The organism is Streptomyces sp. 1331.2 (genome assembly GCF_900199205.1).
Taxonomy (GTDB): domain Bacteria; phylum Actinomycetota; class Actinomycetes; order Streptomycetales; family Streptomycetaceae; genus Kitasatospora.
On record NZ_OBMJ01000001.1, the window covers coordinates 7,104,522 to 7,131,048 of the forward strand.

At 74.7% G+C, this 26,527-nt stretch carries 20 protein-coding genes; 7 read left to right on the top strand and 13 right to left on the bottom strand.

Annotated elements, in window-relative coordinates; all coding sequences use genetic code 11:
• The first annotated feature begins 154 nt into the window (after window positions 1-154).
• On the top strand, window positions 155-2,212 hold the full coding sequence (efeU, locus tag CRP52_RS30850) for an iron uptake transporter permease EfeU (protein WP_097239386.1): 2,058 nt from the start codon (window positions 155-157) through the stop codon (window positions 2,210-2,212).
• Entirely contained in the window at window positions 2,212-3,543 is a 1,332-nt protein-coding gene (efeB, locus tag CRP52_RS30855; RefSeq protein ID WP_097239387.1) for an iron uptake transporter deferrochelatase/peroxidase subunit, read from the top strand. Before efeU ends, efeB begins: the two co-directional genes overlap by 1 nt.
• A 132-nt stretch (window positions 3,544-3,675) precedes the next feature.
• On the opposite strand, the gene CRP52_RS30860 is transcribed toward efeB, so the two are convergent.
• Both CRP52_RS30860 and CRP52_RS30865 read right to left on the bottom strand, forming a co-directional pair.
• The gene (locus CRP52_RS30860; RefSeq protein WP_257032937.1) at window positions 3,676-5,064 is read right to left on the bottom strand and encodes a HAMP domain-containing sensor histidine kinase; all 1,389 of its coding nucleotides are present in this window, start codon (window positions 5,062-5,064) and stop codon (window positions 3,676-3,678) included.
• Window positions 5,061-5,741, bottom strand: a complete 681-nt coding sequence (locus CRP52_RS30865; protein ID WP_097239388.1) for a response regulator transcription factor — start codon at window positions 5,739-5,741, stop codon at window positions 5,061-5,063. Before CRP52_RS30865 ends, CRP52_RS30860 begins: the two co-directional genes overlap by 4 nt.
• A 248-nt stretch (window positions 5,742-5,989) precedes the next feature.
• Here CRP52_RS30865 and CRP52_RS30870 point away from each other — a divergent pair, with 248 nt between their 5' ends.
• Window positions 5,990-7,555, top strand: a complete 1,566-nt coding sequence (locus CRP52_RS30870; protein ID WP_257032938.1) for a glutamate synthase subunit beta — start codon at window positions 5,990-5,992, stop codon at window positions 7,553-7,555.
• A 215-nt stretch (window positions 7,556-7,770) separates the two neighbouring features.
• Here the strand turns inward: CRP52_RS30870 and murQ are convergent, their stop codons facing one another.
• Window positions 7,771-8,787 (bottom strand): N-acetylmuramic acid 6-phosphate etherase, encoded by a 1,017-nt coding sequence (gene murQ, locus CRP52_RS30875; RefSeq protein ID WP_097239390.1) that lies wholly within the window; start codon window positions 8,785-8,787, stop codon window positions 7,771-7,773.
• Between the two features lie 66 nt (window positions 8,788-8,853).
• Between murQ and CRP52_RS30880 the strand changes: the two genes are divergently transcribed.
• The gene (locus CRP52_RS30880; RefSeq protein ID WP_097239391.1) at window positions 8,854-9,471 is read left to right on the top strand and encodes an endonuclease; all 618 of its coding nucleotides are present in this window, start codon (window positions 8,854-8,856) and stop codon (window positions 9,469-9,471) included.
• 92 nt (window positions 9,472-9,563) lie between these two features.
• Here the strand turns inward: CRP52_RS30880 and CRP52_RS30885 are convergent, their stop codons facing one another.
• Both CRP52_RS30885 and CRP52_RS30890 read right to left on the bottom strand, forming a co-directional pair.
• Window positions 9,564-10,244, bottom strand: a complete 681-nt coding sequence (locus CRP52_RS30885; RefSeq protein WP_097239392.1) for a DUF6445 family protein — start codon at window positions 10,242-10,244, stop codon at window positions 9,564-9,566.
• Window positions 10,245-10,328: 84 nt separating this feature from the next.
• Window positions 10,329-10,976, bottom strand: coding sequence for a TetR/AcrR family transcriptional regulator (locus CRP52_RS30890; RefSeq protein WP_097239393.1), 648 nt, complete (start codon window positions 10,974-10,976; stop codon window positions 10,329-10,331).
• A gap of 151 nt (window positions 10,977-11,127) precedes the next feature.
• Between CRP52_RS30890 and CRP52_RS30895 the strand changes: the two genes are divergently transcribed.
• Together CRP52_RS30895 and mca are read left to right on the top strand one after the other, a co-directional pair.
• The gene (locus CRP52_RS30895) at window positions 11,128-12,576 is read left to right on the top strand and encodes an MDR family MFS transporter (protein WP_097239394.1); all 1,449 of its coding nucleotides are present in this window, start codon (window positions 11,128-11,130) and stop codon (window positions 12,574-12,576) included.
• A 92-nt stretch (window positions 12,577-12,668) separates the two neighbouring features.
• Window positions 12,669-13,580: a mycothiol conjugate amidase Mca gene (gene mca, locus CRP52_RS30900; protein ID WP_097239395.1), complete on the top strand. Its 912-nt coding sequence runs from the start codon at window positions 12,669-12,671 to the stop codon at window positions 13,578-13,580.
• 83 nt (window positions 13,581-13,663) lie between these two features.
• On the opposite strand, the gene CRP52_RS30905 is transcribed toward mca, so the two are convergent.
• Window positions 13,664-15,160, bottom strand: a complete 1,497-nt coding sequence (locus CRP52_RS30905; protein WP_097239396.1) for an extracellular catalytic domain type 1 short-chain-length polyhydroxyalkanoate depolymerase — start codon at window positions 15,158-15,160, stop codon at window positions 13,664-13,666.
• Between the two features lie 177 nt (window positions 15,161-15,337).
• Here CRP52_RS30905 and CRP52_RS30910 point away from each other — a divergent pair, with 177 nt between their 5' ends.
• The gene (locus CRP52_RS30910; protein WP_097239397.1) at window positions 15,338-15,886 is read left to right on the top strand and encodes a PaaI family thioesterase; all 549 of its coding nucleotides are present in this window, start codon (window positions 15,338-15,340) and stop codon (window positions 15,884-15,886) included.
• Between the two features lie 124 nt (window positions 15,887-16,010).
• On the opposite strand, the gene CRP52_RS30915 is transcribed toward CRP52_RS30910, so the two are convergent.
• The 7 genes from CRP52_RS30915 to CRP52_RS30945 all read right to left on the bottom strand — a co-directional run bounded on the left by CRP52_RS30915 (window position 16,011) and on the right by CRP52_RS30945 (window position 26,458).
• Complete coding sequence (locus tag CRP52_RS30915) at window positions 16,011-17,009, bottom strand: YdcF family protein (RefSeq protein WP_097239398.1); 999 nt, start codon at window positions 17,007-17,009, stop codon at window positions 16,011-16,013.
• 19 nt (window positions 17,010-17,028) lie between these two features.
• Complete coding sequence (locus CRP52_RS38595; RefSeq protein ID WP_179852970.1) at window positions 17,029-17,328, bottom strand: hypothetical protein; 300 nt, start codon at window positions 17,326-17,328, stop codon at window positions 17,029-17,031.
• A 258-nt stretch (window positions 17,329-17,586) separates the two neighbouring features.
• A complete protein-coding gene (locus CRP52_RS30925) occupies window positions 17,587-18,402 on the bottom strand; it encodes a lysophospholipid acyltransferase family protein (RefSeq protein ID WP_097239399.1) in 816 nt (271 codons plus the stop codon).
• Window positions 18,399-19,256 carry a GNAT family N-acetyltransferase gene (locus CRP52_RS30930; protein WP_097239400.1) on the bottom strand — a complete coding sequence of 286 codons (858 nt, stop codon included), beginning with the start codon at window positions 19,254-19,256 and terminating at the stop codon, window positions 18,399-18,401. Before CRP52_RS30930 ends, CRP52_RS30925 begins: the two co-directional genes overlap by 4 nt.
• 322 nt (window positions 19,257-19,578) lie before the next feature.
• Window positions 19,579-20,973: a serine hydrolase domain-containing protein gene (locus CRP52_RS30935; protein ID WP_257032939.1), complete on the bottom strand. Its 1,395-nt coding sequence runs from the start codon at window positions 20,971-20,973 to the stop codon at window positions 19,579-19,581.
• A gap of 116 nt (window positions 20,974-21,089) precedes the next feature.
• A complete protein-coding gene (locus tag CRP52_RS30940; protein ID WP_097239402.1) occupies window positions 21,090-22,514 on the bottom strand; it encodes a M1 family metallopeptidase in 1,425 nt (474 codons plus the stop codon).
• A complete protein-coding gene (locus CRP52_RS30945) occupies window positions 22,511-26,458 on the bottom strand; it encodes a Pls/PosA family non-ribosomal peptide synthetase (protein WP_097239403.1) in 3,948 nt (1,315 codons plus the stop codon). Before CRP52_RS30945 ends, CRP52_RS30940 begins: the two co-directional genes overlap by 4 nt.
• Window positions 26,459-26,527: the final 69 nt, after the last annotated feature.

A 26,527-nucleotide genomic window follows, 5' to 3' on the forward strand; every position in this document is an offset into this window, starting at 1 on the left:
TGCAGTTGACCAGCGCGGCTCTAAGGTTTGCCTAAGCTAATCCGAAGCGCCCTGGACCACGACGTCCGGGGCGTTCGGCTTGCCGCTCCACCGCCACCGCGGCGGAGCGAGGACCGGTGACGACCCGGGACGCCCCGGGGGAGGAGCCCGCTGCATGTGGGATGAGGCGTTTCCCAGCTTCCTGATCGGGCTGCGCGAGGGCCTGGAAGCCGGACTGATCGTGTCGATCCTGATCGCCACACTGGTCCGGGCGGACCAGAAGGCCCGGCTGCCCCAGGTGTGGACGGGCGTCGCGGCGGCCCTCGCACTCAGCCTGAGCTTCGGCGCGGTGCTCACCTTCACCGCGGCCAACCTCTCCGGCCACGCCCAGGAGGCGTTCGGCGGCGTGCTCAGCCTGATCGCCGTCTGCTTCGTCACCGCGATGGTGTTCTGGATGCGGCGCTCGGCGCGCACCCTCTCCGCCGAACTGAAGGAGAAGGTCCAGGCCTCGCTGGCGATCGGCGCCGGCGCGCTGGTCCTCACCAGCCTCCTGGCGGTCGCCCGCGAGGGCCTGGAGACCTCCCTCTTCCTGTGGACCAACGTGCGCACCGCCGGGGAGACCACCGGGCCGCTGATCGGCGCGGCCGTCGGCCTGGTGCTCGCCACCGCGCTCTGCTGGGGCCTGTACCGGCGCGCGCTGAAGATGAACCTCACCCGGTTCTTCACCGTCACCGGCGCCGGTCTGATCGTCGTCGCGGCGGGCGTGCTCGGCTACGGGCTGCGCGACCTGCAGGAGTCCGGCCTGGTCGGCGGCGGGGGCACGTACGCCTTCGACCTGAGCGGGCAGCTGGACGCCTCGTCCTGGTACGCCACGCTCGTCCAGGGGACGCTCAACCTGACCGTCACCATGACGGTCCTGCAGGTGGTGGGGTACGTCGCGTACCTGGGCGTGGTGATGACGATGTTCGTCGAGGGTGTGCGGGGTGGTGGGGTGCCCGCTTCGGCGCCGGCGTCGGCGTCGGGTTCGGGTTCGGGTCCGGCTGAGGTGAAGGGCGGGGACGGGGCGGGGCGTTCGGGCCGTCCGCGCTGGGTGCTGCCGACCGCGCTGGTCGCCGTGCCGGTGGTGGTGGCCGGGGCCGTGATCGCGGTCGGCGACGGCAAGCAGGACAGCGCCGCCACCGTGTCCGTCTCCGAGCAGGACTGCGGAAAGGGCTTCGCCGCCCCGCAGCCCGGCCAGCAGGTGTTCCAGATGCACAACACCGGTGACAAGGTCTCCGAGGTGTACCTGGTGAACCCGGGCACCGGCGCGGTCTACGGCGAGATCGAAGGCCTGGCACCCGGCACCACCCGGGCCCTGACCGCCACCATCGGCTCCGGCGACTACGCCTGGCGCTGCGTGCCCACCGGCGGGAACGCCGTCACCTCAGCCGCCGTGCACATCACCGGCGGCAGCGAGGTCAAGGCCGTCAAGCCCGTCTCCGAAGACGACCTCAAGGGCCCGCTCGACGCCTACAAGGACTACGTCACCCAGGGCCTGACGACCCTCATGACGCAGACCCAGAAGCTGCAGACCGACGTGCACTCCGGCGACCTCGCCGCCGCCAAGGCCGACTGGCTCGCCGCGCACCTGCAGTACGCCTCGCTGGGCGCCGCCTACGGCACCTTCGCCGACCTCGACGGCAAGATCGACGGGCGCGCGGACGGCCTCGCCGACAAGTACCAGGACAAGGGCTTCACCGGCTTCCTGCGGCTGGAGTACGGTCTCTGGCACGGCCAGTCCGCCGCCGACCTGACGCCCGTCGCCGACGAGCTGGCGCAGAACGTCGCCAAGCTGGTGCACGACTTCCCCACCCAGGACTTCGCGCCGGGCGACCTGCCGCTGCGCGCCCACGAGATACTGGAGAACACCCTCCAGTTCGAGCTCACCGGCGACACCGACATGGGCAGCGGCACCAACCTGGCCACCGCCCAGGCCAACCTGGCCGGCACCCAGGAGCTGCTGACGCTGCTGCAGCCGCTGCTCGACGAACGCGACCCGCAGGTCCTGGTCCGGGTGAACGCCGGGATGAAGCGGCTCGGGGACCTCGTCGCCGCCGCCCGTACGCCCGAGGGCTGGACCCCGGTCGACCGGCTCCCCGCCGACGGCCGCCGCCGGATCAACGGCGCCACCGGCCAGCTGCTCGAAGACCTCGCCCCCATCCCCGCCCTGCTCGAAGTCCGGAAGGCCGCCTGATGACCGACCACACCGCAGCCGCCGGCTCCTGCCCCGTCCCGCACGCCGCCGCCGACCCGGCCGAAGCTTCCGCCGCGCAGGGCGGGTGCCCGGCCGGGCCGGCCCGGCGCGGGTTCGTCCGGGCCGCGCTCGGGGCGGGCGCCGGAGCGGCCGTGCTCGCCGGCGGCGCCTTCACCCTCGGCGCCGGTCCGGCCGCCGCCGGGGACGGCCACCAGGCCAAGAGCGGCGCGGTGCCGTTCCACGGCGACCACCAAGCCGGCATCACCACCCCCGCCCCCGGCCACGCGGCCTTCGTCTCCTGCCAGGTGATCGCCCAGGACCGCAAGGGCCTCGAAGAACTCCTCAGGATCCTGACCGAGCGGATCCGCTTCCTCACCGCCGGCGGCACCCCGCCGGACCTCGGCGTCGGCGCGCCGCCCTCGGACAGCGGCATCCTCGGGCCGACCGTCCCCACCGACAACCTGACCGTCACCGTCGGCGTCGGCGCCTTGCTCTTCGACGACCGCTACGGACTGGCCAAGGCCAAACCGGCCAAGCTGGCGCCGATGAAGACCTTCCCCAACGACAACCTGCAGGCCGCCGAACTGCACGGCGACCTCTCGTTGCAGATCTGCGCCGACCGCCAGGACACCGTGCTGCACGCGCTGCGCGACATCACCCGGCACACCCGGGGCGCGATGCAGATCCTCTGGCGGATCGACGGCTTCCAGAACCAGTCCCGCCCGGACGGAGCCCAGCGCAACCTGCTCGGCTTCAAGGACGGCATCGTCAACCCGGACACCACCTCCTCGCGCGAGATGGACCGGCTGGTCTGGGTCACCGACGGGCAGGGCGAGCCCGCCTGGGCGACCGGCGGCAGCTACCAGGTGATCCGGATCATCCGGATGCTGATCGAGTTCTGGGACCGCGTCAAACTCAGCGAGCAGGAGAAGATGTTCGGCCGCCGCCGCGACACCGGCGCGCCGCTGGACGGCCGTCAGGAGACCGACGCGCCGGACTACGCCAAGGACCCGGACGGCACGGCGATCCCGCTCGACGCGCACATCCGGCTCGCCAACCCGCGCACCGCCGACACCGACGCCTCCCGCATCCTGCGCCGGGGCTTCAACTACGACCGGGGCGTCGACGCGGCGGGCAACCTGGACATGGGGCTGGTGTTCTGCTGCTACCAGCAGGACGTGGTGCGGCAGTTCGAGGCCACCCAGACCCGGCTCATCGGCGAGCCGCTGGTGGACTACATCTCGCCGACCGGCGGCGGGTACTTCTTCGTCCTGCCGGGCGTGAAGGACAACGCCGACTGGCTCGGGCGGGGGCTGCTGGCGGCCGTCTGACGTGCTGACGTGATGTGCTGAGGTGATGTGCGGGCGGGCCCGGCGCGTTGCTGCGTACCGGGCCCGCCGTGTCTGCTCATGGCCTGCTCGGGTGTCTGCTCGGGCGTCTGTTCGTGCGCGCGTCCGCGAGGGTCAGGGGCCGAGGGTGAAGCCGATGGCCGCTCCGCCGCCCTCCCGGTTGGCGGCGAAGGCGGTGCCGCCGTGCGAGCGGGCGACCTCGTGCACGATCGCCAGGCCCAGCCCCGAACCGGGCAGGCTACGGGCGGCGGTGGCCCGGTAGAAGCGGTCGAAGACCCGGTCGAGATCGGCTTCCTCGATGCCCGGGCCGCGGTCGCGCACCTCCACCCGGGGGCCGCGCACCACGACCTCGATCGGGCCCGTCCCGGCCGGGTCGAACTTGGCGGCGTTGTCCAGCAGGTTGCCCACCGCGCGGGCCAGCGCGTCCGGGTGGGCGGTGACGACCGTGTCGTCCGCGTCCACGGTGATCTCCCGGTCACTGCGCCGCCGGGCCTGTGCGGCGGCCCGCTGGACCAGCTCGGCCAGCACCACCTCGACCGGTTCCCCGTCCGCCTTGCGGTCCGCCGCGAGCGCCACCAGCTCCTCCACCAGTTGGGTCAACTCCCGTGCTTCCTCGGCCAGATCGGCCATCAGCGCAGCGCGCTCCGAGGGCGGCAGCCGGTCCAGGGCGGGCAGCACCGAGAGGTTGGTGCGCAGGCTGGTCAGCGGGGTGCGCAGCTCGTGCCCGGCGTCCTGGACCAGCCGGCGCTGGTTCTCCTTGGCGGTGGCGAGCCGGACCAGCATCCGGTCGAAGGCGCGGCCGAGCCGGCCCACCTCGTCCGTCCCGGCAGCGGGCACCGGGACATCCAACCGCCCGCTGGCGGCGACCAGTTCGGCCGCGTCGGTGAGTCGGACCAGCCGGCCGGTGATCCGTCCGGCGAGCAGCCAGCCGGCCGAACCCCCGATCAGCACGACGGCGGCCACCACGGCCACCATCTGCCGGCGCAGCTTCTCCAAAAGCTCCTCGATGTCGCCGAGTTGCTGCACGATCTGGACGGCGCCGCGGCCGCCGCCGAGCGAGACCACGCCCACCCGGCAGGTGTTGCGGCCGAGCCGGCGCATGTCCGTCACCGTCCGGGCGGGGGTGTCGGCGCGGGCGAGCTCGCGGTCGGCCGCCGTGGTCGGGACGTCGAGGTGGGCGCTGCCCGGGAGGACGACCCCGTCGCTGTCCAGGGGCTGCGCGGTGACCCGGATCGGGTGCAGCAGCTGCTCGCCCAGTCCGCTCGGGCTGCTGAAGTCCCCCGGGTACAGCCTCTCGCGCTCGACCTGGCCGCTCACCGCCCGTACGGCCGAGGTGAAGTCGTCCGTCTCGTCGTCGCGGATCAGGTGGGCAGCCGCGCGGTAGCCGAGCAGGCCGATCACCACCGCGACCAGCGCCGCCATCGCGGCGAAGGCGAGCGAGAGGGTGGTGCGCAGCCCGGTGCGCGGCAGGCGCGGGCTCCGGGGCGCCGCCGGGCCGGTCACTGGCGGCGCAGCGTGTAGCCGACGCCGCGGACGGTGTGGATCAGCGGGGGCAGACCGGGGCGGTCGAGCTTGCGGCGCAGGTAGCCGATGAAGACGGCGAGGTTCTTCGAACCCGGGCCGAAGTCGTACCCCCAGATCCGCTCGTACAGGGTCGCCTGGTCGAGGACGGCTCCGGCGTGCCGGGCCAGCAGCTCCAGCAGGTCGAACTCGGTGCGGGAGAGTTCGAGCTCCTCCCCGGCGCGCCAGGCCCGCCGGGCGGGCGGCTCGATCCGCAGGTCGGCGACGGCAAGGACCTCGGCGGCGGGGGCGGGCGGGTTGCGGCGCAGCAGGGCGCGCAGCCGGGCGAACAGCTCCTCCACGTCGAAGGGCTTGACCAGGTAGTCGTCGGCCCCGGCGTCCAGACCGGCGATCCGGTCCGGGACCTCGACCCGGGCGGTGAGCATCAGCACCGGGGTGCGGTCGCCGGCCTCGCGCAGCCGGCGGCAGACCTCCAGCCCGTCCGGCTCGGGCATCATCACGTCGAGCACCAGGACGTCCGGGCGTTGCTCGGCGAGGACGGCCAGGGTCTGGGTACCGTTCGCGGCGATCCGCACCCGGTAGCCCTGCAGCATCAGCGCGCGGCCGAGCGAGTCGCGGATGGCCCGGTCGTCCTCGGCGATCAGCACGGTGTGGGTCATGACGAGGATTCTCCCTGGCGTGCTCACGGCGGTTACCGGCGGGGCCGCGGGTCGTCCCGGCGGTCTCGTACGGCTGTCCCGGCGGGCTCCTACGGCTGCCCCGGCGGGCTCGTCCGGCCGCCGCTTTCGCGCGCTGCTCCGTGGGCGTACCGTGGCCACACCGGGCGTACGGCGCCGGCGGCCACCCGCTGCCGCGGCCGTCGGGCGGACCGCCCGGTCCGTGTCGGCACGTCCTGCCGGAGGCCGTGATGGCAGACCGGAAGGCCTTTCCAGACCAGATGGCGTTCCTCACCACCCCGCGCGCGGAGCGGGCGCGGCGGGACGCGCGGGAACGGCTGGCGGACCGGCGGGAGGTGTACCGGCCCGGGGAGCTGCTGCCGATGGTGGGCGGGCAGGCGGAGCGGTGCATGGACTGCGGGCTGCCGTTCTGCCACAGCGCCTGCCCGCTCGGGAACCTCGTGCCGGAGTGGAACCGGCTGGTGGCGGCCGGGGACTGGCGGGCCGCGGCGGACCGGCTGCTGGCGACCAACAACTTCCCGGAGTTCACCGGGCGGCTCTGCCCGGCGCCCTGCGAGAGCGCCTGTGTCCTGGCGATCGACGGGGCGGCGGTGGCCATCAAGAACGTGGAGCTGGCCATTGCGGACCGGGCCTGGGAGGAGGGGTGGGACGGTCCGCGGCCGGCCGAGCGGGGCGGCGGGGGACGGCCGGGCGGTGGCGGGCGTGGCGGTGATCGGTCCGGCGGTGGCGGGGACGGCGGTGGCGGGCGTGGTGGTGGCGGGCGGGTCGCGGTGATCGGATCCGGTCCGGCCGGGCTGGCCGCCGCCCAGCAGCTGACCCGGGCCGGGCACGCCACCACGGTGTACGAACGAGCCGACCGCCCCGGCGGGCTGCTGCGCTACGGCATCCCGCCGTTCCGGTTGGAGAAGCACCGGCTGGAGCGGCGGCTCGACCAGCTGCGGGCCGAGGGCACGACGTTCTGCACCGGGGTGTGGATCGGCCGGGACGTCGCGGGCGAGGAACTGCGGGCCGGGTACGACGCGTTGGTCGTCGCGGTCGGCGCCACCGCCTGCCGGGAGCTGCCGGTGCCCGGGCGTGAACTGCCCGGGGTGCACCCGGCGATGGAGTACCTGACCTGGGCGAACCGGGTGGACGAGGGCGACTGCCCGGTCTCGCCGGTCTCCGCCGAGGGCCGCCACGTGGTGATCGTCGGTGGCGGGGACACCGCGGCCGACTGCCTGGGGACGGCGCTGCGCCAGCACGCCGCCTCGGTCACCCAGTTGGACATCAACCCGCGCCCGCCCGAGCGTCGGGCGCCCGGGCAGCCCTGGCCCGTCCACCCCAAGGTGTACCGGGAGACCACCTCGCATGAGGAGTCCGGTGCCGTCGGGGCCGGGCCCCGGCTGTTCGCGGCGGCCACCGTGGCCTTCGAACCGGGCCCGGATGGCCGGCTCGCCGCCGTCCGCTTCGCCGAGCCCGAACCCGCCGACCGCAGCCCGCGGGCGGGCACCGAGCAGCGCCTGCCGGCGCAACTCGTGCTGCTCGCCCTGGGCTTCACCGGGCCGGAGCCGGACCAGCGGCTCTTCGCCCAACTCGGCCTCGCCACGGGCCCGGAGGGCACGCTCGCCAGGGACGACGGCTTCGCCACCACGACGGAGGGTGTGTTCGTCGCGGGTGACGCCGGGCGCGGGCAGTCGCTGATCGTCTGGGCGATCGCCGAGGGACGGGCGGCGGCCGCCGCGGTCGACCGCTACCTGCGGGGGAGCACCGAACTCCCGGCGCCGATCCGGGCATCGTCGCGGGCGCTCACGGTGTGAGGGGTCGGTCGAGGGTCGAGGGTCGAGGGTCGCGGGGTGGGGGACGGGGGGCTGAGAGCTTGCGGGCCGGGGGCTCGCGACCTCGCTGGAGCTCGCCCCGGCCTCGGTGGAACTGGACTTCCCGCGTCCGGGCGAGGTCGTGACGGCGGACCGGTTGCGGCTGGATCGGGGATGATCCCGCGGGGTGTGATCCTGCGTGGGTGGCCTCGACCGGGTCAGCGGCCGTCGGCGGTGCGTGGTGCTGTGCGCGGTGCTTCGTGTGGAGACGGGTGCGGTGTTGTGTCCCGCGTTGCGTGTAGGGCGTCGCGCAGGTGGCCGTCCGCGGCGGTGAGGAGGCGGGCGGCGGTGGGCGCGTCCACATCGGCGAGCAGGACGAGGACCGCCTCCTTCGCCCGGCCGTCGGTCGCGGTGAGGGCGTGGCGGACGGCCTCCTCGTCAGCGCCGGTGGCCTCGGCGACGATCCGGCGGGCGCGCTCGCGCAGTTTGGCGTTGGTGGCCCGGACGTCGACCATCAGATTTCCGTACGTCCGGCCGAGGCGGACCATCACGGCCGTGGACAGCATGTTGAGCACCAGCTTCTGTGCGGTGCCCGCCTTGAGCCGGGTCGACCCGGCCAGCACCTCGGGGCCGACCTCCACCTCGATGCCCAGCTCGGCGGCGGCCACCAGCGCCGAACCGCGGTTGCACGCCAGGCCGACCGTCAGCGCACCGGTGGCCCGCGCGGCCCGGACGGCCGCCACCGCGTACGGCGTCCGGCCGGACGCGGAGACGCCGACCAGGGTGTCGGCGGCGGTGAGGCCGAGCGCGGCCACGTCGGCCTCGGCGAGGTCGGGGCGGTCCTCGGCGCCCTCGACGGCCTCCGTGACGGCCGTCCGGCCGCCCGCGATCAGGCCCACGACCAGCGCCGGATCGGTGCCGAAGGTCGGCGGGCACTCCGCGGCGTCCAGCACACCGAGCCGCCCGGCCGACCCCGCGCCGGCGTAGACCAGCCGACCGCCGCGTGCCATCCGGGCGGCCACCGCGTCCACCACGGCGGCGATCCGCTCCAGCTGCCCGGCGACGGCGGCGGGCACGGCGCGGTCCTCGGCGTTCATCAGGCGGAGCAGCTCGGGGGTGGGCAGTTGGTCGATCGCGGCCCAGTCGGGGCGGATCCGCTCCGTGGGCGGCACGGGGGTGGCGTCGGCGGCGCGGCCGGAGCCGGGGGTGTGGGGCGTGGTGGCGGGCTGGTTCATGTCGCGAGCGTCCCCGGGTGCGGGCGGCCTGAATCCGGGCAAGCGTGGGTGGAGGAGGTGGAGGTCATGGAACCCACCGTTTCCGAGCTGCTGGACAGGTTCGGCCGCACGTATGCGGAGGAAGCCGGAATCACGCTGCGGGACAAGCCCTCGCCGCTCTACCGGCTGCTCGTCCTGACCGTCCTGTGTTCGGTGCGGATCAGTGCGGACATCGCCACGGCGGCGGCCCGGGAGCTGTCGGCGGCCGGCCTGCGGACGCCGCGCGCGATGGCGGACGCCCGGCGCGGCACGCTGATCGCCGCGTTCGGCCGGGCCCACTACGTGCGCTACGACGAGAGCACCGCCACCGCGCTCGGCCAGGGAGCCGAGCTGCTGCTCGACCGCTGGCACGGCGACCTGCGGCGGTTGCGGGAGGAGGCCGGGGGCGATCCGGAGCGGATCGGAGCTCTGTTGCGGGAGTTCCCCCGGATCGGGCCGGTCGGGGCGGGGATCTTCCGCCGCGAGGCGCAGGCGGTCTGGCCCTCGCTGCGGCCGTTCTTCGACGAGCGGGTGCTGGAGGAGGCCCGGGTGCTCGGGCTCCCGGGGAGCCCGGAGGACCTGGCGGGGACGGTCGCGGCGAAGGACCTGGCGCGGTTGGCGGCGGCGCTGACCCGGGCGAGCCTGGCCCACGTCGGGGCGGGCTGAGTGTCGGGGCGGGGCCGGGGGCCGGGGGCTGGAGAGGACGGGGCCGGTGCCGGGGTGACGGGGTGACGGGATGACGGGGTGAGGCGGGAGCGTCAGGCCATCCAGAAGAAGACGGCCGTCATCCGGCGCTGCGCCAGCTCGTCGCCGTAGTAGGTGGTGGCGCTGTGGATCAGGTTGGCGTGGTAGAGCAGCAGCTGGTTGTAGCGGTTGGGGACCCGGATGTCCTCGACGAAGTGGTCGGCGGGCACGCGGCGGGTGCCGAGCGCCTCGACCAGGTTGTTGTGCGGGGCGTTGACCAGGTTGCCGCCGAGGCGGCCGCCGGGGAACTGCTGGCGGTAGAAGCTGGTGCCGGCGTCCTTGGGCGCGCCCGGGCTGAGGTAGAGCACGGCGGCGTAGCGGCAGAGCGCGCGGGAGTCGGTGTGCGGGCGGGACTCCGACTCTCCGGCGCCGACGACCTGGACGCAGTTGTGGTTGAGCGTGCCGCCGTCCGGGGTGCCCTGGACCCAGAGCCGGGAGGCGCCGGTGGCCTTGCGGACCAGGGCCTCGACGCGGGCCAGCTCCTCGGGCTCCAGGCCCGGCATGGTGCGCAGGCCGGGCCAGGCCTCGGGCCGGTAGGGGTAGCCCTCGGTCCAGTCGCCGCGTGCCAGGCAGCGCTCGCGGACGGCGTCCGGATCGGGCAGGACGTCGTTGATGACCCAGTAGTCCCGGCCCCGGGTGGGCTTGCGGTACGGCAGGACCGGCAGAGCGGTGGGCCTGATGGGCTGTGAGGGCATGCGCCGACCATAGGGGCGGTGATCGCCAACGTTCTGCCATGAGCAGGCCAACCTTTCGTCAAGGCGCCAAGGACGGGCCGGCCGTCAGGCCTCCCGCACGGCGAAGCCTCCCAGGGCACCCTCCAGGCGGTCGTAGGCGCTGATCGCCGAGGGCCGTACCGCGGCGGCGATCGCGGCGTGGTCCTCGTCGGCCAGGGTGCGGCGGAACACCTCGGCGACCAGTGCCCGGTCGACGGCGGCGAGCAGTGCGGCGGCGACCCGGCACTCGAAGCCGACGGGTCTCTCGTGCACGGCCTCGGCCAGGGCTGCGGCGAGGGCCGTCTCGCCCTGCTCGTGCAGCTCGCGCAGGCGGGCGGTCAGGGCGGGGCTGTCCGCGACCGTGCGGGCGAAGGCCGGGCCGGAGAAGCCGAGCCTGGGGTCGTGCCGGTCGATCCCGGCCAGGCAGTCGCGGCGCAGCGCGGCCAGGGCGGACTCGCCCGGGGCGCGTGCGGCGACGGCCCGGGCGAGCCGGCCGACGATCTCCTCGTGCAGGTCGAAGAAGAGGTCCTCCTTGCGCGGGAAGTGGTTGGTGACGGTCATCTTGGCGACGCCCGCGGCGGCCGCGACCTCGGCGATGGTCGTCCGGTCGAAGCCCTGCTCGATGAAGAGCCTGGTCGCGGCGTGCGAGATCGCCTCGCGGGTGCGGCGCTTGTTGAGCTCGCGCAGGTTCGGCGTTGTCCCGGTCTCGGTCATGGCGGGAGCCTAGCGCAGTCCGCTGGGTCGAGCACAGGAATTAGGCTTGACCTAATCACTGGGTTCGTCCTAAGTTCTTCTCGGGCGGCCGGGGAGGCCGCCGGAGGGGCCGCTGCACGGGCGGTTCACGGGATGTCACAGGGGAGGGCGCATGACCACGGAAGCCACCGCGAAGGGCCGGCGAGGGGAAGTCCCGGCCGGGAGTCCGGAGGCGATTCCGCCGGGCCTGTGGAAGATGGGCGCGGTGCTCGCGCTGGGCCCGGTGCTCGCGCTGCTCGACGCCACGATCGTCAACGTCGGCATCGACTCCGTCGCCCGGGATCTGCACAGCTCGCTCGGGGCGGTGCAGTGGGTGGCCACGGGGTACCTGCTGGCGATCTCGCTGACCATGCCGCTCTCGGGCTGGGCGGCCGGCCGCTTCGGGGCCCGGCGGGCGTGGCTCGCCTCGGTCGTCCTGTTCGTGCTCGGATCGGCGCTGTGCGGCCTGGCCTGGTCGACGGGCAGTCTGATCGCCTTCCGGGTGCTGCAGGGGATCGGCGGCGGCATGGTCCAGCCGCTCGGCCAGGCGATCATGGTACAGGCGGCCGGGCCGTCCAGGGTCGGGCGGGTGATGGGCACCCTCATGCTCCCGATCAGCCTGGCCCCCGTCCTGGGGCCGATCCTCGGCGGGCTGGTGCTGGAGCACCTCGACTGGCGCTGGATGTTCCTGCTGAACGTGCCGGTCGGGCTGCTGACCCTGCTGCTGGCGGCCCGCTGGCTGCCGGCCGACGAAGCCTCGGACGGGCCGGGGCCCCGGCTGGACGCGACCGGCCTGGCGCTGCTCTCGCCCGGCCTGACCGCGCTGCTCTACGGGCTCTCGACGGTCGCTGACGGTGGAACGGCCGGCTGGGTCGCCCTCGTGGCCGGTGCGGTGCTGGTGGCGCTCTACGGTGGGCATGCCCTGCGGGTGGCCCGCGGCGGTGCCCGGACACCGCTGATCGACCTGCGGCTGTTCGCCCGGCGCGGCTTCGCCGTGGCGACGGCGAACAGCTTCCTCCAGGGTGCCGCGCTCTACAGCTCGATGTTCCTGGTGCCGCTCTACTACCAGCAGCAGAGGCACGCCGGGGCGGTGGAGGCCGGGCTGCTGCTGGCGCCGCAGGCCCTCGGCACGGCGGTGACCGCGATGCTGGCGGCCCGAATAACCGACCGCTTCGCGCCGCGGCCGCTGATCATGATCGGCATCGCCTGCTCCCTGGTCGGCACGCTCGCCTTCACCCAGCTGGGCAGCGGTTCCGACCCGGCCGACTGGCTGATCGCCGGCTCGCTGGCGCTGCGCGGCGCGGGCATGGGGATCATCGCGATCCCCGGCCTGGCGGCGGTGTACGGGAGCGTCGAAAAGGCCCAGGTGCCGGCGGCGGCCGGTGCGGTGAACGTGCTGAACCGGGTCGGCGGGGCGCTCGGCACGGCGGTGCTGACGCTGGTCCTCCAGCAGGCGCAGTACGGCCGGCCGGAGCAGCCGGGCGCGGCGTTCGGCGAGACGTTCTGGTGGGTGCTGGCGCTGTCCGCGCTGGCGATCGCGCCCGCCTGGCTCTACCCGAACACCCGTAAGAACGCGGCCTGACCGGCCGTCGGCCCGCAGGCGTCCAGCCGGCGAAGCCTCGAAACGGACCCATCGAACGACCGAATCATCCGATGACAACCACGGAGGTATCCATGTTCACCAAGCACCCCGGCGGCCTGCGCCTGCTCACCGTGCACGCGCACCCCGACGACGAGTCCAGCAAGGGCGGGGCCACCCTCGCCCGGTACGCCGCCGAGGGCGTGGAGGTCCTGGTCGCCACCTGCACCGGCGGCGAGCGCGGCTCGGTGCTCAACCCGGCCCTGGACCGGCCCGAGGTCCGGGCCGACATCGCCCGGATCCGGCGAGAGGAGATGGCGGCCGCCCGCGAGATCCTCGGAGTGCGCCAGCACTTCCTCGGCTTCGTCGACTCCGGGATTCCCGGTCCGGACGAACCGCTGCCGGAGGGCTGCTTCGCCGCCCAGCCGGTCGAGGTCGCGGCGGCGCCGCTGGTCGCACTGATCCGGGAGTTCCGCCCCCAGGTGGTGGTCACCTACGACGAGACCGGCGGGTACCCGCACCCCGACCACGTGATGACCCACCAGGTCACCGTCGAGGCCTTCGAGGCCGCCGCCGACCCGGCGCGCTACCCCGAGGCGGGCGAGCCCTGGCAGGCGTCCAAGCTCTACTACCACCTGGCGCTCTCCCGGGCCTGGTTCCAGACCCTCCACGACGCCATGACGCAGCGCGGGGTGCCCTCCGGCATGGGCGAGTTGCTCGCCGGATGGCCCGACACCCCGCCCGCTCTGGCCACCACCACCCGGATACCGTGCGCCGAGCAGTTCGTCGTACGGGACGCGGCGATGCTGGCGCACGCCACCCAGGTCCAGCCGGGCGACGCGTTCATGGCCCACCCGCGGGACATCGAGCGCGAGGTCTGGCCGACCGAGGACTACCACCTGGCCCGGAGCCTGGTGCCTGCGCCTGCGGTCGGTGGGGCGGCCGGTGCGGGAGCCGTCGAGACCGACCTGTTCGCCGGGATCAGGTCGGGGGAGGGGGTGGGGTGAGCCGTCGGCGGGGCGTCGCTACGCCGTTGGGCCGTCGCTCGGTCGGTTCCGGCCCGGCAGGTCCTTGCCCGGCCGGCCGCCGGTCAGCACTGGCTGTCGGCGAGCACGTAGTAGCCGGGGCCGGTCTGCTTCAGGGTGTGGGTGACGAAGGTGTTCCAGAGCCCCATGTTCTGGCCCGAGCCGAGGGCGTAGGCCAGTCCACCGCTCTGGGTGGCGCGGCCGGCCAGGACCTGGTCGTAGTTGCTGGCGGTGAAGCACTGGGGAGCGCCGCCCGGGGTGGTCGCCGTGACCGTCGCGGACCGGGCGCCCACCGTGCCGGAGGCGTCGACGGCCGCCACGGTGTAGCCGTACGTGGTGCCGGCGGTGAGTCCGGTGTCGGTGAAGGCCGTGCCGGTGGCACTGCCGACCTGGGTGCCGTCGCGGTAGACCCGGTACGAGGCCGCGCCGCTGACGGACTGCCAGCCGAGGGAGACGGAGGTGGCAGCGGTCGGCGTCGCGGTCAGCCCGCTCGGGGCGGGCAGGCCGGGGGAGGTGGGCCCGGTGCCGCCGTCGAGGCCCCAGAACTGCGCGGTGTAGTAGCTGGAGCAGATCGTGTCGAGGAAGTAGGCGCCGGTCGCCCCGCACTGGTCGGTGCCGGAGCCCGGGTGGACGGCCAGTCCGTGGCCCATCCCGCTGACCGTGAACAGCGCCACGGCGGGCCGCCCGGACGCGTCGGCGTAGAGCTCCTGGGTGGTACTGCCAGGAAGGCTCCGGGTGCCGGTCGGCCGGCGGTCGACGCCCTGGACGTTCGTCCACTGGTCGCGCAGTTCGGTCGCGTTCACCGGCCGGACGGTGGTGTCGGCGCTGCCCTGCCAGATCGCCACCCGGGGCCACGACCCGGTGTAGCCCGGGTACGCGGCCCGGACCTTGTCGCCCCACTGCGCCGGGGTGAGCCCCTGGTCGGTGTTCTGGCAGCCGGAGGCGGCGCTCTGGGTGGTGGCGCAGTGGGCGGGCAGGCCGGAGTCGATCGCCCCGCCGGCGAACACATCGGGGTAGTCGGCCAGCAGGTCGGCGGCCATCCCGCCGCCGGCCGAGAGCCCGGTGACGAACACCCGCTGGGCGTCCGAACCGTACAGAGCCTTCGCCTTGGTCACCATCTCGGCGACCGACTCCGCCTCGCCGACGCCCCGGGCGTCCTTGCCCGCGTCGAACCAGCTGAAGCAGGAGAGGCTGTTGTTGGCGCTGCCGGTCTGCGGGAACACCACCGCGAAGCCGTACTGGTCGGCGAACTTGGTCCAGCCGGAGTTGCGGTAGTAGTCGGTGGCGCTCTGCACGCAGCCGTGCAGTGCCACCACCAGGGGAGCGCCGCCCGGCAGTCCGGCGGGGGTGTAGGTGTACATCGCGAGGTTGCCCGGGTTGGCGCCGAAGCCGGTGACCTGCTGGAAGGTACCGCTCGGGGTGTCGGTGACGGCGGCGGTACCCGCAGCAGGGGCGCCGGGAGCGGCGGCTGTGGTGGCAGCGGTGGCGGGTACGGGCGCGGCGGTGGCGACCGCCAGGGCCGCGGCCGTCAACAGCGCGGCGGCGACGGGGCGCAGAGGCATCGAGACTCCTGGGTGGGGGAGGAGTGGGGGCGGATGCCGTGCAGCGTGGCGCGCCGCGCACCGCTGAGCCATGTGGTGGGCATCCGAGGCCCACCGCCCGGGCATGGCGCGGAGCACCATACGGCCGTGCCCCGTAGGTCACTTGAGACCTGTCAGCGGACCGGGCAGGTTGATCCCATGACGACTTCTGAGATCGACTCCGGCGAGCAGCAACCTTCGGCCGGCCTGGAGCAGCGCACCCGGACCCACACCTGGACGGCCGGTCCGCCGATCGCCGAGTACACCCACCTGACCGGGGAGGAGATCCTGCTGGAGTGGATCGCCGGGCGCATCCCCGAGCCCTCGATCTGCAGCACCATGGGCTTCCACCTGATCGAGGTGAAGCCGGGAACGGCGGTGTTCGAGGGCCACCTCGGCGACCACCTGCAGAACCCGATGAACACCGTGCACGGCGGGTACCTGGCCACCCTGCTCGACTCGGCGCTCGGCTGCGCCGTGCTGAGCAGGCTGCCGGCCGGGGTGGGCTACACGACCACGCAGTTGAACGTCCACATGCTGCGCCCGCTGTTCGCGGACTCGGAGCCGGTGCGCTGCGAGGGAGAGGTGCTGCACCTGGGCCGGACGATGGCGACCGCCGAGGCGCGGGTGGTCGGGGTGGCGGACGGCAAGCTCTACGCGCACGCCACGACCACCTGCGCGATCCTGACGCCCCGCCCGGCGGTCTGACGGGGCGGCCCCGGCCGCCTCGGCGACCGGGGCGCGAGGCCGGTCGAACGCGGTGAACGCGGTGAACGCGGTGAACGCGATGAACTGCTGAACGCGGTGAACCCGGAGGCGCGGGCAGGGCGGTTCAGAGGGCCGCGAGCAGCCCGAAGAACGCGAGCAGGCCGCAGATCCCGAAGTTGACGAGCTTGTGGGAGAGGAACACCGCCGCGAACTCGCGGATGGTCGCGCTCGGCCAGTAGTACCTGGCGGTGGGCGAGCCGAAGACGTGTCCGTTGACGCCGGTCTTGCGGGCCATCAGTGCGGCCCGGAAGGCGTGGAAGTTGTTGGTGACCACGACGCAGCGGTAGCCGGGCTTGGCCCGCTCCATGATCGCCTTGCTGAGGAGCAGGTTCTCCTCGGTGGTGCGCGAGCGGTCCTCCCGCTCGATGTGCTCGGCCGGGAAGCCGCGTTCGACCAGGTAGTCGGCCATCGCGTGGGACTCCGGCAGCTTCTCGTCCGGGCCCTGGCCGCCCGAGGTGATCAGCACCGGCGGGTTGCCGCGCGCGGCCTGCTGCTCGTACACCTCGCGGCCCCGGTTGAGCCGGCTGGCCAGCAGCGGCGGGACGCGCTCGCCGCCGATCAGTCCGGAGCCGAGCACGACCACGAAGTCCACGTCCCGGCGCGGCCGGTGGCGGCCGTAGAGGAAGGCGTAGCCGACGAAGCAGACGAAGAGGAAGGAGACGTAGAGGACCACCAGAAGGGCGGTGCCCGCCAGGACGGCCAGTCGCCGGGAGCCGGTCACGAGGGCGGCGAGCAGCAGCACGTTGACGGCGATGATGCCGAGCCCGGCGAGCAGCGACAGCAGGTTGGCCGGCCGCCTGCCCTCCTTGCGGATCATGGTCATGCCGTTGGAGAGCAGGAACCAGATCAGGGCCAGCGTGCCGACGGCCGGCAGCAGGAAGATGGCCGCCGCCACGATCTCCACCACCAGGGTGGGCGCCTTGCGGAGTTCGGCGAGCAGGGCGAGGGAGAGCAGCGAGACGGCGATGCCGAGGAGGACGGCGTTGCTGAACTGGCGACGGTCGCGCAGTACCCCGACTCCGAACAACAGGAAGAACAGGGCGGCTGGGGCATAGGCGATCATGCTTCGTATCGTAGGCGGTTCACGCGAACGGCTCACTGGTACGAACGATCCGGTGCCGGCCCCTCCAGGCGGCTGGCGCCCCGGCCTCGGTGGCCGAGATCGGCGGCTGTTCCTGCAGGACGAAGCCCTGGACGAAGGAGCTCAGCAGGTAGGTGGTCAGCGCCGCACCCGGGTGTTCCGCCTCGGCCTCGCCCTGTCCACGCTCGGCTTCGCCGTCGCCGCGCTCGCCGGGACGATCGGCATGCCGGCCGGCGCCCGGATGCTCCAGGGCGTCGGCGCCGCGCTGCTCACCCCGGTCGGCCTCGCCCTGCTGCGTCACGTCGTCACCGGCGAACGCGAGCGCGCCGAGGCGATCGGCACCTGGTCGGGGTCTCCGCCGTCCTGGTCGCCGTCCTGCTCGGCGGGACCAGGCCGGTCGCCCCGCAGTCCGGCGCCGCCGGCCCGCGGCCGCCGCAGCCGGCGGAATCGAGAAGGTCGGCGGGGTCGGTGGAGCCGACGGAGCGGGCCGAGGCGCGCCCGCCCGTACGGCCCGCCGAGCCTGACCGGCCGCCGCGGTGGCCGCCGTGGTGGCGGCCGGTCAGTGGATCCCCTCGACCGCCGCCTGCGCCGCGCGGGCGAGCTCACGCCGGGCGCCGGCCCGGGTGGGCTGTGGGGTGGGCGGTGGGATCGGCGGCAGGAAGGTCACCTCGGCGACCAGCCCGCGCGCCGCGACCACCCGGGCGAGCGAGGTGAGCAGCCCGTCGTCCCCGATGAAGGCGGGGACGCTGGTCGGGCGCCCGTCGGCCAGTCGGTAGCGGATCGTCACCGGCTGGACGAAGGCGCCCGCCGCCACCGCGGCCTGGAACAGTGCGGGCCGGAACCGGCCGCTCTCCCGCCCGCACCAGGTCGAGCCCTCCGGGAAGACGATCACCGGGTGCCCGGAGCGCAGCACCTCGGCCACCGCCGCCACCGTGTCCGGCAGCGTCCGCAGTCGGTCGCGGTCCAGGAAGACGGTGCCGCCCCAGGCGACCAGCCGCCCGAGCACCGGCCACTGCCGGACCTCCGTCTTGGCCAGCGACCGGCCCGGCCGACCGGCCGCGAGCAGCGGGATGTCCAGCCAGGACACGTGGTTGGCCACCACGAGCACCCCGCTGCCGCCCGGGCCGCCGCCCGCCCCGGTGAGCTGGACGGTCACCCCGAGGGTGCGCAGCACGAGGCGCGCCCAGAGCCGGACCAGCCGGTCCCGGCCGCCCTGCGGGAGCAGCCGGGCGGGGAGGCTGAGCACGACGCCGGCCAGGACGGCCGCCAGACAGGCCGTCAGCCGCAGCACCCGCCGGGGGTGGGAGACCTCGGGCGACGGTTCGGCCAGGCAGGTCTCGGGCCGGCAGGGCGCCGTCGGCAGCCAGACGCTCACGAGGCGGCGCCCAGGCCCGGCAGCCCGGAGAGGAAGTGCCGCAGGTAGCGCGGGTCGGTGCGCTCCAGCGACAGCAGCACGTACAGGTCGGCGCAGTCGAAGTCCGGGTCGTATGCGGGCTCGCCGCAGACCCAGGCGCCGAGCCGCAGGTAGCCGCGGAGCAGGGGCGGCAGGGCGCCGCGCTCGGCGCGCGGCACGCCGGTGGCGTCCCAGCGGCGGTGCGGGGTGACCCGGTACTCCTCGGGGGCGAGGTGCTTGGCGCTGACGGTGTCCCAGACCCGGGCGGCGGTGGCGCCGGTGTCCTCCAGGCCGATCGAGCAGCAGCCGCCGACCCAGGTGTTGCCGGTGTCGGCGAGGTAGCGGGCGATGCCGCCCCACATCAGGTTGATGACGGCGCCGTTGCCCCGGTGGTCCGGGTGGATGCAGGAGCGCCCGAGCTCGACCAGGCCGGGGCGGACGGGCGCCAGGGCGGAGAGGTCGAACTCGCCCTCCGAGTAAAGCCGTCCGGCCCGCCGGGCGGCCGCGGGGCGCAGCAGCCGGTAGGTGCCGACGACGGTGCCGTGCTCGCCCTCGCGGACCAACAGGTGGTCGCAGTACTCGTCGAGGGCGTCGATGTCCAGGCCGGCGACGGGGCTGTGCAGGACGGCGCCCAGCTCGGCGGCGAACACCTGGTGGCGCAGCCGCTGGGCGGCCCGGACCTCGTCCTCGTCGCGGGCGAGGGAGACGGTGTAGGCGGCGGGCGCCGCGGTCGGGGTCGCGGCCGGGGTCGGGGCGGCGGGGCGGGGGGCGGGGACCGCCGGGGCGTCGTGGGTGGGGGCGACTGCGGACGGAGCGTACGTGGGGACGGTGGTCATGGCGGACCCTCCAGGGCAGCACGGTCGGCGGTGCCGTGGATCGCCAGGGCACCGTCCCGGTCCGCAGGCGGTTGGGCGTGGACGCGAACCGGTCGAGGTATGTCTCTCCGAGTCGGTTGGCATCCACGTTGCGGCACGGCGGAGCGCAGATGTGCACCTGTTGAATGGGACCACCCGTGGCCTGCCGGTCATCTGCCCGGCACCGGGCGCTCGTTCGCAGGGGGTGGACAATGGGGGCGTGCGGATGCACCGCACGCCCCCGCCCCGTTGTCCCGTCCCGGTCCCGTCCGGTCCGGGTCAGGCCCCGTCCCGGTTCGGGAAGCTAGTACGCCCGCCAGCCCTCCGGGTCGAGGCCGCCCGGGACGGCGGCCTCCGGGCCGTACGGTTCGCGGGTGTAGACGAAGGAGCCGATGTCGAGGTGGCCGACCGTGCCGTCGGCGGTGCGGACCACCCGCAGGGTCTCCCCGGCGTAGTAGTTGTCCAGGCCGATCCAGGTGCCGTCCGCCTCGGGGCGGAAGCGCGAGCCCCGGCCGGCGCCGGAGAGCGGGGCGAGCTCCAGGACGCGGTCGGCCCGCAGCCGCAGGACGTTCGGCGCGGCGCCCCAGTACCAGGGGCCGGTCAGCGCCGTCAGCTCCGGGTCCACCTCGGGCAGCGGCCGCCAGGGCTCGGGCAGCCGGGGCTCGTGCGCGGCGGTGAGCGCGATCAACTCGGCCGCCAGGGCGGCGTTGACGCCGCTGGTGGCGTTGGCCAGGGTGAACGCGGCCAGGCCGTCGGCCTCGCTGATCCACAGGGCGGCCGTGAACCCCGGCATCGAGCCGGTGTGTCCGTACAGCAACCGGCCCTCGTGGCGGCGCAGTTGCAGGCCGAGGCCGAAGGTGTTGGTCCACTCGGCGTCGTCCGGGGCGACGGCGGGGCGGCGCATCTCGGCGAGGGTGTCGGCGGACAGCACCTTGTCGTCTCCGGCGGCGAGGAAGACGGCCCAGCGGGCCAGGTCGGCGCCGGTGGACCAGAGTTGGCCGGCCGGGCCCATCAGACCGGTGTCGGTGAGCGGTTCCGGCTGCATGACGTCCGCCCACGGGTGGACGGCGAAGCCCCCGGCGTGCGGGAGCGCGGGCAGCAGCGTGGTGCGGTCCATGCCGAGCGGGGCCAGCACCTCCCGGCGCAGCACCTCGCCCCAGGGCTCCCCGCGCAGCTTCTCCACCAGGGCACCGAGCAGCGCGTAGCCGGGGTTGGAGTAGTGGTGGCGCCGTCCGACCGGGTGCTTGAGCGGGCGTTCGGCCTCCAGGAGGTCGTCGAGGCGGGGCCGCAGCGACCCCTCCGTCCGCTCCCACCACGGGCCGGGGGTCTCGGCGGCGAGCCCGGCGGAGTGCGAGAGCAGCTGGGCGATGGTCGCGCCGTCGGCCGGGGTGCCGGGCAGGTGGCGGGAGAGCGGGTCGGCGAGGTCGAGCAGGCCCTCGTCGCGCAGCCGCAGCACCAGCACCGCGACGAAGGTCTTGGTGATCGAGCCGATCCGGTACTGGACGTCCGGGGTGGGCGCGTGGCCGTCGACCATGCTGCGGGCGCCGCTCCACACCGGTCGCCCGTCCCGCACCAGGCCGGCGACGAGCGAGGGCGTACGGGCCTCGGACTGGGCGACGGCGATCCGGTGCAACAGGGCGCGGCGGGTGGTGGGGAGCAGGTCCGCGGGCAGGTCGGTCATGTGGTCTTCGAAACTCATCGACATGTGGACGGACAGTAGTCCAGCCCGGCGCCGGGCCCGGGCCGATTTTCTCGCGGGGTGACGACCCCTCGGCCCGGTGGCCCCGGCAGCCCCGGCGGTGGCAGCTACGGCAGTTACGGCAGCGGCGGCAGCTCCGGCCGTTCCAGCCAGGCCTCGAAGAGCGGGCCGAGCGGCGCCGGGGTGTAACGGGCGGCGTGCGCCCGCAGGTCGGCGGTGTCGACGACGCCGTGCCGGTGGATGCTCGTCCAGTCCCGCAGCATCGCGAAGAAGGCCTCGTCGCCGAGCGCCCGCCGCAGCGCGTGCACGAGCAGGCCACCGCGCTGGTACAGCCGGTCGTCGAACATCAGCTTCCGGCCCGGGTCGCCGAGGTTCAGGTCCTGCGGCAGCCCGGCCAGGAGGTGGTGCGCGGCGGCGGCATGCACCGCCGCCCCGGGGCCGCCGGTGTGCTCCGACCAGAGCCACTCCGCGTACTTGGCGAAGCCCTCGTTGAGCCAGATGTGCCGCCAGTTCGCGATCGTGACGCTGTTGCCGAACCACTGGTGGGCCAGCTCGTGGGCGATCAGCCGCTCGCGCTCCCAGCCGCCGCCGAGGTGGTTGGTGCCGAAGGTGGCGACGCCCTGCGCCTCCACCGGGACGTCCAGCTCCTCGTCCGCCACGACCACCGCGTACTCGCCGAACGGGTACGGCCCGAACACCTCGCCGAAGTACGCCGCCATCTCCGGCTGCCGGGCGAAGTCCCGGGCGAAGCCGGTGGCCAGGCGCTCCGGCACGTACCCGGTCTGCGGCACGGCCGGGCGCGCGGCCAGCGGCACCGCCCGGTAGTGCCCGATCGACACCGTCACCAGGTACGTCGGGGTCGGCGCGCTCTGCTCGTACACCCAGGTGGTGCTGGACGCGCGGGTGGTGCGGGTCAGCAGCCGGCCGCTCGCCACGACCGTGAACGGGGAAGGCGTGGTGACCGCCAGCTGGTAGGTCGCCTTGTCGGCGGGCCGGTCGTTGCAGGGGAACCAGGACGGCGCGCCGACCGGCTGGCTGGCCACCAGCGCACCCTCGGTCAGCTCCTCCCAGCCCAGGCCGCCCCACGGGCTGCGCACCGGGCGCGGGTTGCCGGTGTAGTGCACTTCGACGGTGAAGGCCGCGCCCGCCGAGAGCGCCTTCGCCGGACGGATCCGCAGCTTGCCGCCGCGGTGGGTGTAGCGGGCGGCCCGGCCGTCGACCAGCACCCGGCCGATCCGGAACTCGGCGAGGTCGAGCGCGAACTCGGCCAGGGCCGCGTCCGCCACCGCGCTCAGCCGGGCCGAGCCGGCCAGCCGGTTGGGCCCGGGCCGGTAGTCCAGCGCCAGCTCGTAGCGGTGCACCCGGTAGCGGTGGTCGCCGCTGTTCGGGAAGTACGGGTCCGGGGCGCCGGCGGCGGCCGGGGCGTGCTTGGGCTTCACGGGGACGTGCGCTTCCTGCGGGCCGGGACGACTGCTGGTCGGGGTGGTGCTGCTCGTCGGGATGGTGCTGCTGGTCGGGGTGGTGCTGCTCGGCGTGGTCATGACGTGACCTGCCACGCCTCGATGGGGTTGCCCAGCCACCGGGTGTCGGCGGGGACGGACTCGGCACGCATCACCAGCGAGGCCGGGCCCAGCGTGCTGCGCGCGCCCACCGTGCTGCCGGGCAGCACGATCCCGCCCGGGCCCAGGGTGGCGCCCTCGCGGAGGACCACAGTATCCATCCGCATGATCCGGTCGTGGAAGAGGTGGGTCTGCACGACGCAGCCCCGGTTGATGCTCACCCCGTCACCCAGGGTGACCAGGTCCGCCTCCGGCAGCCAGTAGCTCTCGCACCAGACCCCGTGCCCGACCTCGGCGCCGAGCGCCCGCAGCCACAGGTTCAGCACCGGCGTGCCCGGCACCGCGCCGACCAGCCACGGCACCGCCAGCATCTCCACGAAGGTGTCCGCCAGCTCGTTGCGCCACACGAAGCCGCTCCACAGCGGGTGCTCCACCGCCCGGAAGCGTCCGACCAGCAGCCACTTCGCCGCCACCGCCACCAGGCAGGCCACCGCGCCGGCCGCCAGCAGCACCGCACCCGACAGCAGCGCGGCGCCCAGCGGCGAGCCCGCGGCCAGCCAGGACAGCGCCGCCACCGTCAACAGGCCCAGCGCGCCCGAGGCCAGCACCGGCACCACCCGGCCCAGCTCGACCAGCCCGCGCGCCCACAGCAGCCGGGCCGGCGGCTCGTACGTCAGGCTCTGGTCGGCCTGGTCCGCCGAGCGCGGCAGCCGCATCGGCGGCATGCCCAGGTACGAGCCGCCCTTCTTCGCCTTCGCCGGCGTCGCCGACAGCACGCCCACCAGGCCGCGCTTGGGCACCGAGCGGCCCGGCGCGGTCATCCCCGAGTTGCCCAGGAACGCCCGGTCGCCGACCTTCGCCTCGCCGAGCCGCACCCAGCCGCCGCCCAGCTCGTACGGCGCCATCAGGGTGTCGTCGGCCAGGAACGCGCCGTCACCGACCGTGGTCAGACTGGGCAGCGCCAGCACCGTCGACACCTCGGAGCCCCGGCCGACCCGCATCCCGAGCGCCCGCAGCCACAGCGGGGTGACCAGCCCGGCGTACAGCGGGAACAGCACCTCCCGGGCCCGGTCCATCAGCTGGGTGACCATCCACGCCTGCCAGCCGACCCGGCCGTGCAGCGGATGCACCCCGGGCACCAGGCCGACACTCAGCAGCCGGACCAGGGCGAGCAGCTGAGCTGCGTACACCGCGCCGTACGCCAGGGTCGCGGGCAGCAGGCCGAGCAGGGCCCCGCCGAGCGCCGGGCCGAGCTGGTCGCCCTGGTGGACGAAGCGGGAAAGTACGGCGAGGGCGGCGAGGGCGGGCAGCGCCGGGAGCAGGCCGAGCACGGCACCGCCGGCGCCGTACATCGCCGCCCAGCGGGCCCGGCGCCGGGGGCGCTCCTTGGGCCAGGCGCGCTCGGCGCGGCCCAGTTTGGCGGCGGGCGCGCCGCCCCAGCGCTGGCCGGTCGGGACCTGGCCGGTGACGGTGGAACCGGCCACCACCTGGGCGCGCTTGCCGACCCGGGCGCCGGGCAGCAGCGTCGAGCGGGTGCCGACCACGGCGCCGGAACCGACCTTGACCTGGCCGATCAGGAGCCGGTCGCCGTCCAGCCAGTAGCCGCACAGGTCCACCTCGGCCTCGACCGCGCAGCCGCGGCCCAGCTTCAGCAGCCCGGTGACCGGCGGGAGCGAGTGCAGGTCCACCTCGGGTGCCACCTTGCAGCCCAGCGCGCGGGCGTAGCGCACCAGCCAGGCGCCGGACAGCGAGGTCGCGCCGCTGAGCTCGGCGAGCCGCTCGGCCGCCCAGAGCCGCAGGTGGACGGCGCCGCCGCGTGGGTGGCTGCCCGGGCGAAGACCGCGCAGCAGCAGCCGGGCGCCGCCCGCCGAGACCGCCAGCCGGCCCGCCGGGGTGTACAGCGCGAGCGCCCCCGCGCCCACCCACCACCAGGAGGCGGCGGGCGCCCACGGGTGGTTCCCGAGGTGGGCGAGCAGGTTGCCGGCCGCCAGCAGGGCGACCGTCCAGCGCAGGCCGACCACGGTGAACAGCGGGACCAGCAGGAGCAGCTGCAGCAGCTTGGCCCTGGTCGGCACCAGGGAGACGGTCCGGGCCTCGACGCCGTCGGCGGCGGTGCTCTCCAGGTGCCGGGCCAGCTTGCGCAGCGTCGGGTGCTGGTAGATGTCCAGCACGGCCGCGTTCGGGTAGCGGGTGCGCAGCAGGGTGGTGAGTCGGGCGGCGGCCAGGCTGCCGCCGCCGACCGCGAAGAAGTCGTCGCGCGGGCCGCCGACCTTGACGCCGAGGATCTCGGCCCACTGTTCGGCCAGCCAGGCCTCGGTGCCGTACAGCTGCTCGCTCGGGCCCGCGGCCTCCAGCTCGGGCAGCGGCCAGGGCAGGGCCGCCCGGTCGACCTTGCCGGAGGTGCGGGTGGGCAGCGTGTCGACGGTGGCGAGCAGCGGGACGAGGGCGGCGGGCAGTTCGGCGCGCAGCCGCTCGACGGCCTGCTCGCGGTCGAAGTCCTCCTGGGCCACCAGGTAGCCGACCAGCAGCTGGTTGCCGCCGCGGGCGGTGCGGACGGCCGCGGCCGCGCCCGCCACACCGGGCAGGGCCTGCAGCGCCGCGTCGACCTCGCCGAGTTCGATCCGGCGGCCGCCCAGCTTGATCTGCTCGTCGGTTCGGCCGAGGAACAGCAGGCCCGCCGGGTCGGCCTGGACCAGGTCACCGCTGCGGTAGGCGCGCTCCCAGCCCAGCGAGGGCAGCGGGGCGTACTTCTCGGCGTCCTTCTCCGGGTCGAGGTAGCGGGCCAGGCCCACCCCGCCGATCACCAGCTGGCCGGTGCCGCCGGGGGCGACCGGCTCGCCGGCCTCGTCCACCACGGCGAGGTCCCAGCCGTCCAGCGGCAGGCCGATCCGCACCGGGCCCTCGCCGGTCAGCAGGGCGGCGCAGGCGACCACGGTGGCCTCGGTCGGGCCGTAGGTGTTCCACACCTCGCGGCCCTCGGTGACCAGGCGCTGCACCAGCTCGGGCGGGCAGGCCTCGCCGCCGAAGATCAGCAGCCGCACCTCGTTGAGCGCCTCGGCCGGCCACAGCGCGGCCAGGGTCGGCACGGTGGAGACCACGGTGATCTCCTGCTCGGCCAGCCACGGGCCGAGGTCGGCGCCGCTGCGCACCTGGGAACGGGGGACGGGCACCAGGCAGGCGCCGTGCCGCCAGGCCAGCCACATCTCCTCGCAGGAGGCGTCGAAGGCCACCGACAGTCCGGCCATCACCCGGTCGCCCGGGCCGATCGGCTCCTCCTGGAGGAAGAGCGCGGCCTCGGCGTCCACGAAGGCGGCGGCGTTGCGGTGGGTGACGGCGACGCCCTTGGGCTTGCCGGTGGATCCGGAGGTGAAGATGATCCAGGCGTCGTCGGCGAGGGTGGGGCGGTGCTCGGCGGCGGCCTGGCGTCCGGTGAGGGTCTGGCGTTCGGTGGTCGTGCCGAGGGTGCACCCGGCGCCGAGCACGGCGGCGACGCCGGCCTCGCCGAAGACCAGCTCGGCGCGCTCGTCCGGGTCCTCCGCGTCCACCGGGACGTAGGCGGCCCCGGCGGCGAGCACGGCCAGGATCGAGACGTACAGGTCGTTGGTGCCGGAGGGCACGCGCACGCCCACCCGGTCGCCCGGGCCGATCCCGGCGCAGGCCAGTCGGCGGCGCAGCCGGGCGACCTCGGCGGCCAGCGCGCGGTAGCTGAGCACGGTGCGGCCGTCGTCCAGGGCGGGCTCGTCGGGGTGGGCGCGCACGGTGGCGTCCAGCACGTCGACCAGGGTGCGCGGTGCGGCGGCCGGACGGCCCGGGAACAGGGCCGCTGCGGTCGGACGGCTGGGCTCCGCCGATCGGCTCGGTTCGGTCGGCTGGAGCGGTTCCGTCGGCTGGTCCGGTTCGGTCCGCTGACTCGGTTCAGCTGTCATGGCAGCGCCTGCGCTCCTCGTCCTCGCCCCGGTCCCGATCGATGCCCGGCCCTTGGGGGCGGTGGGAGC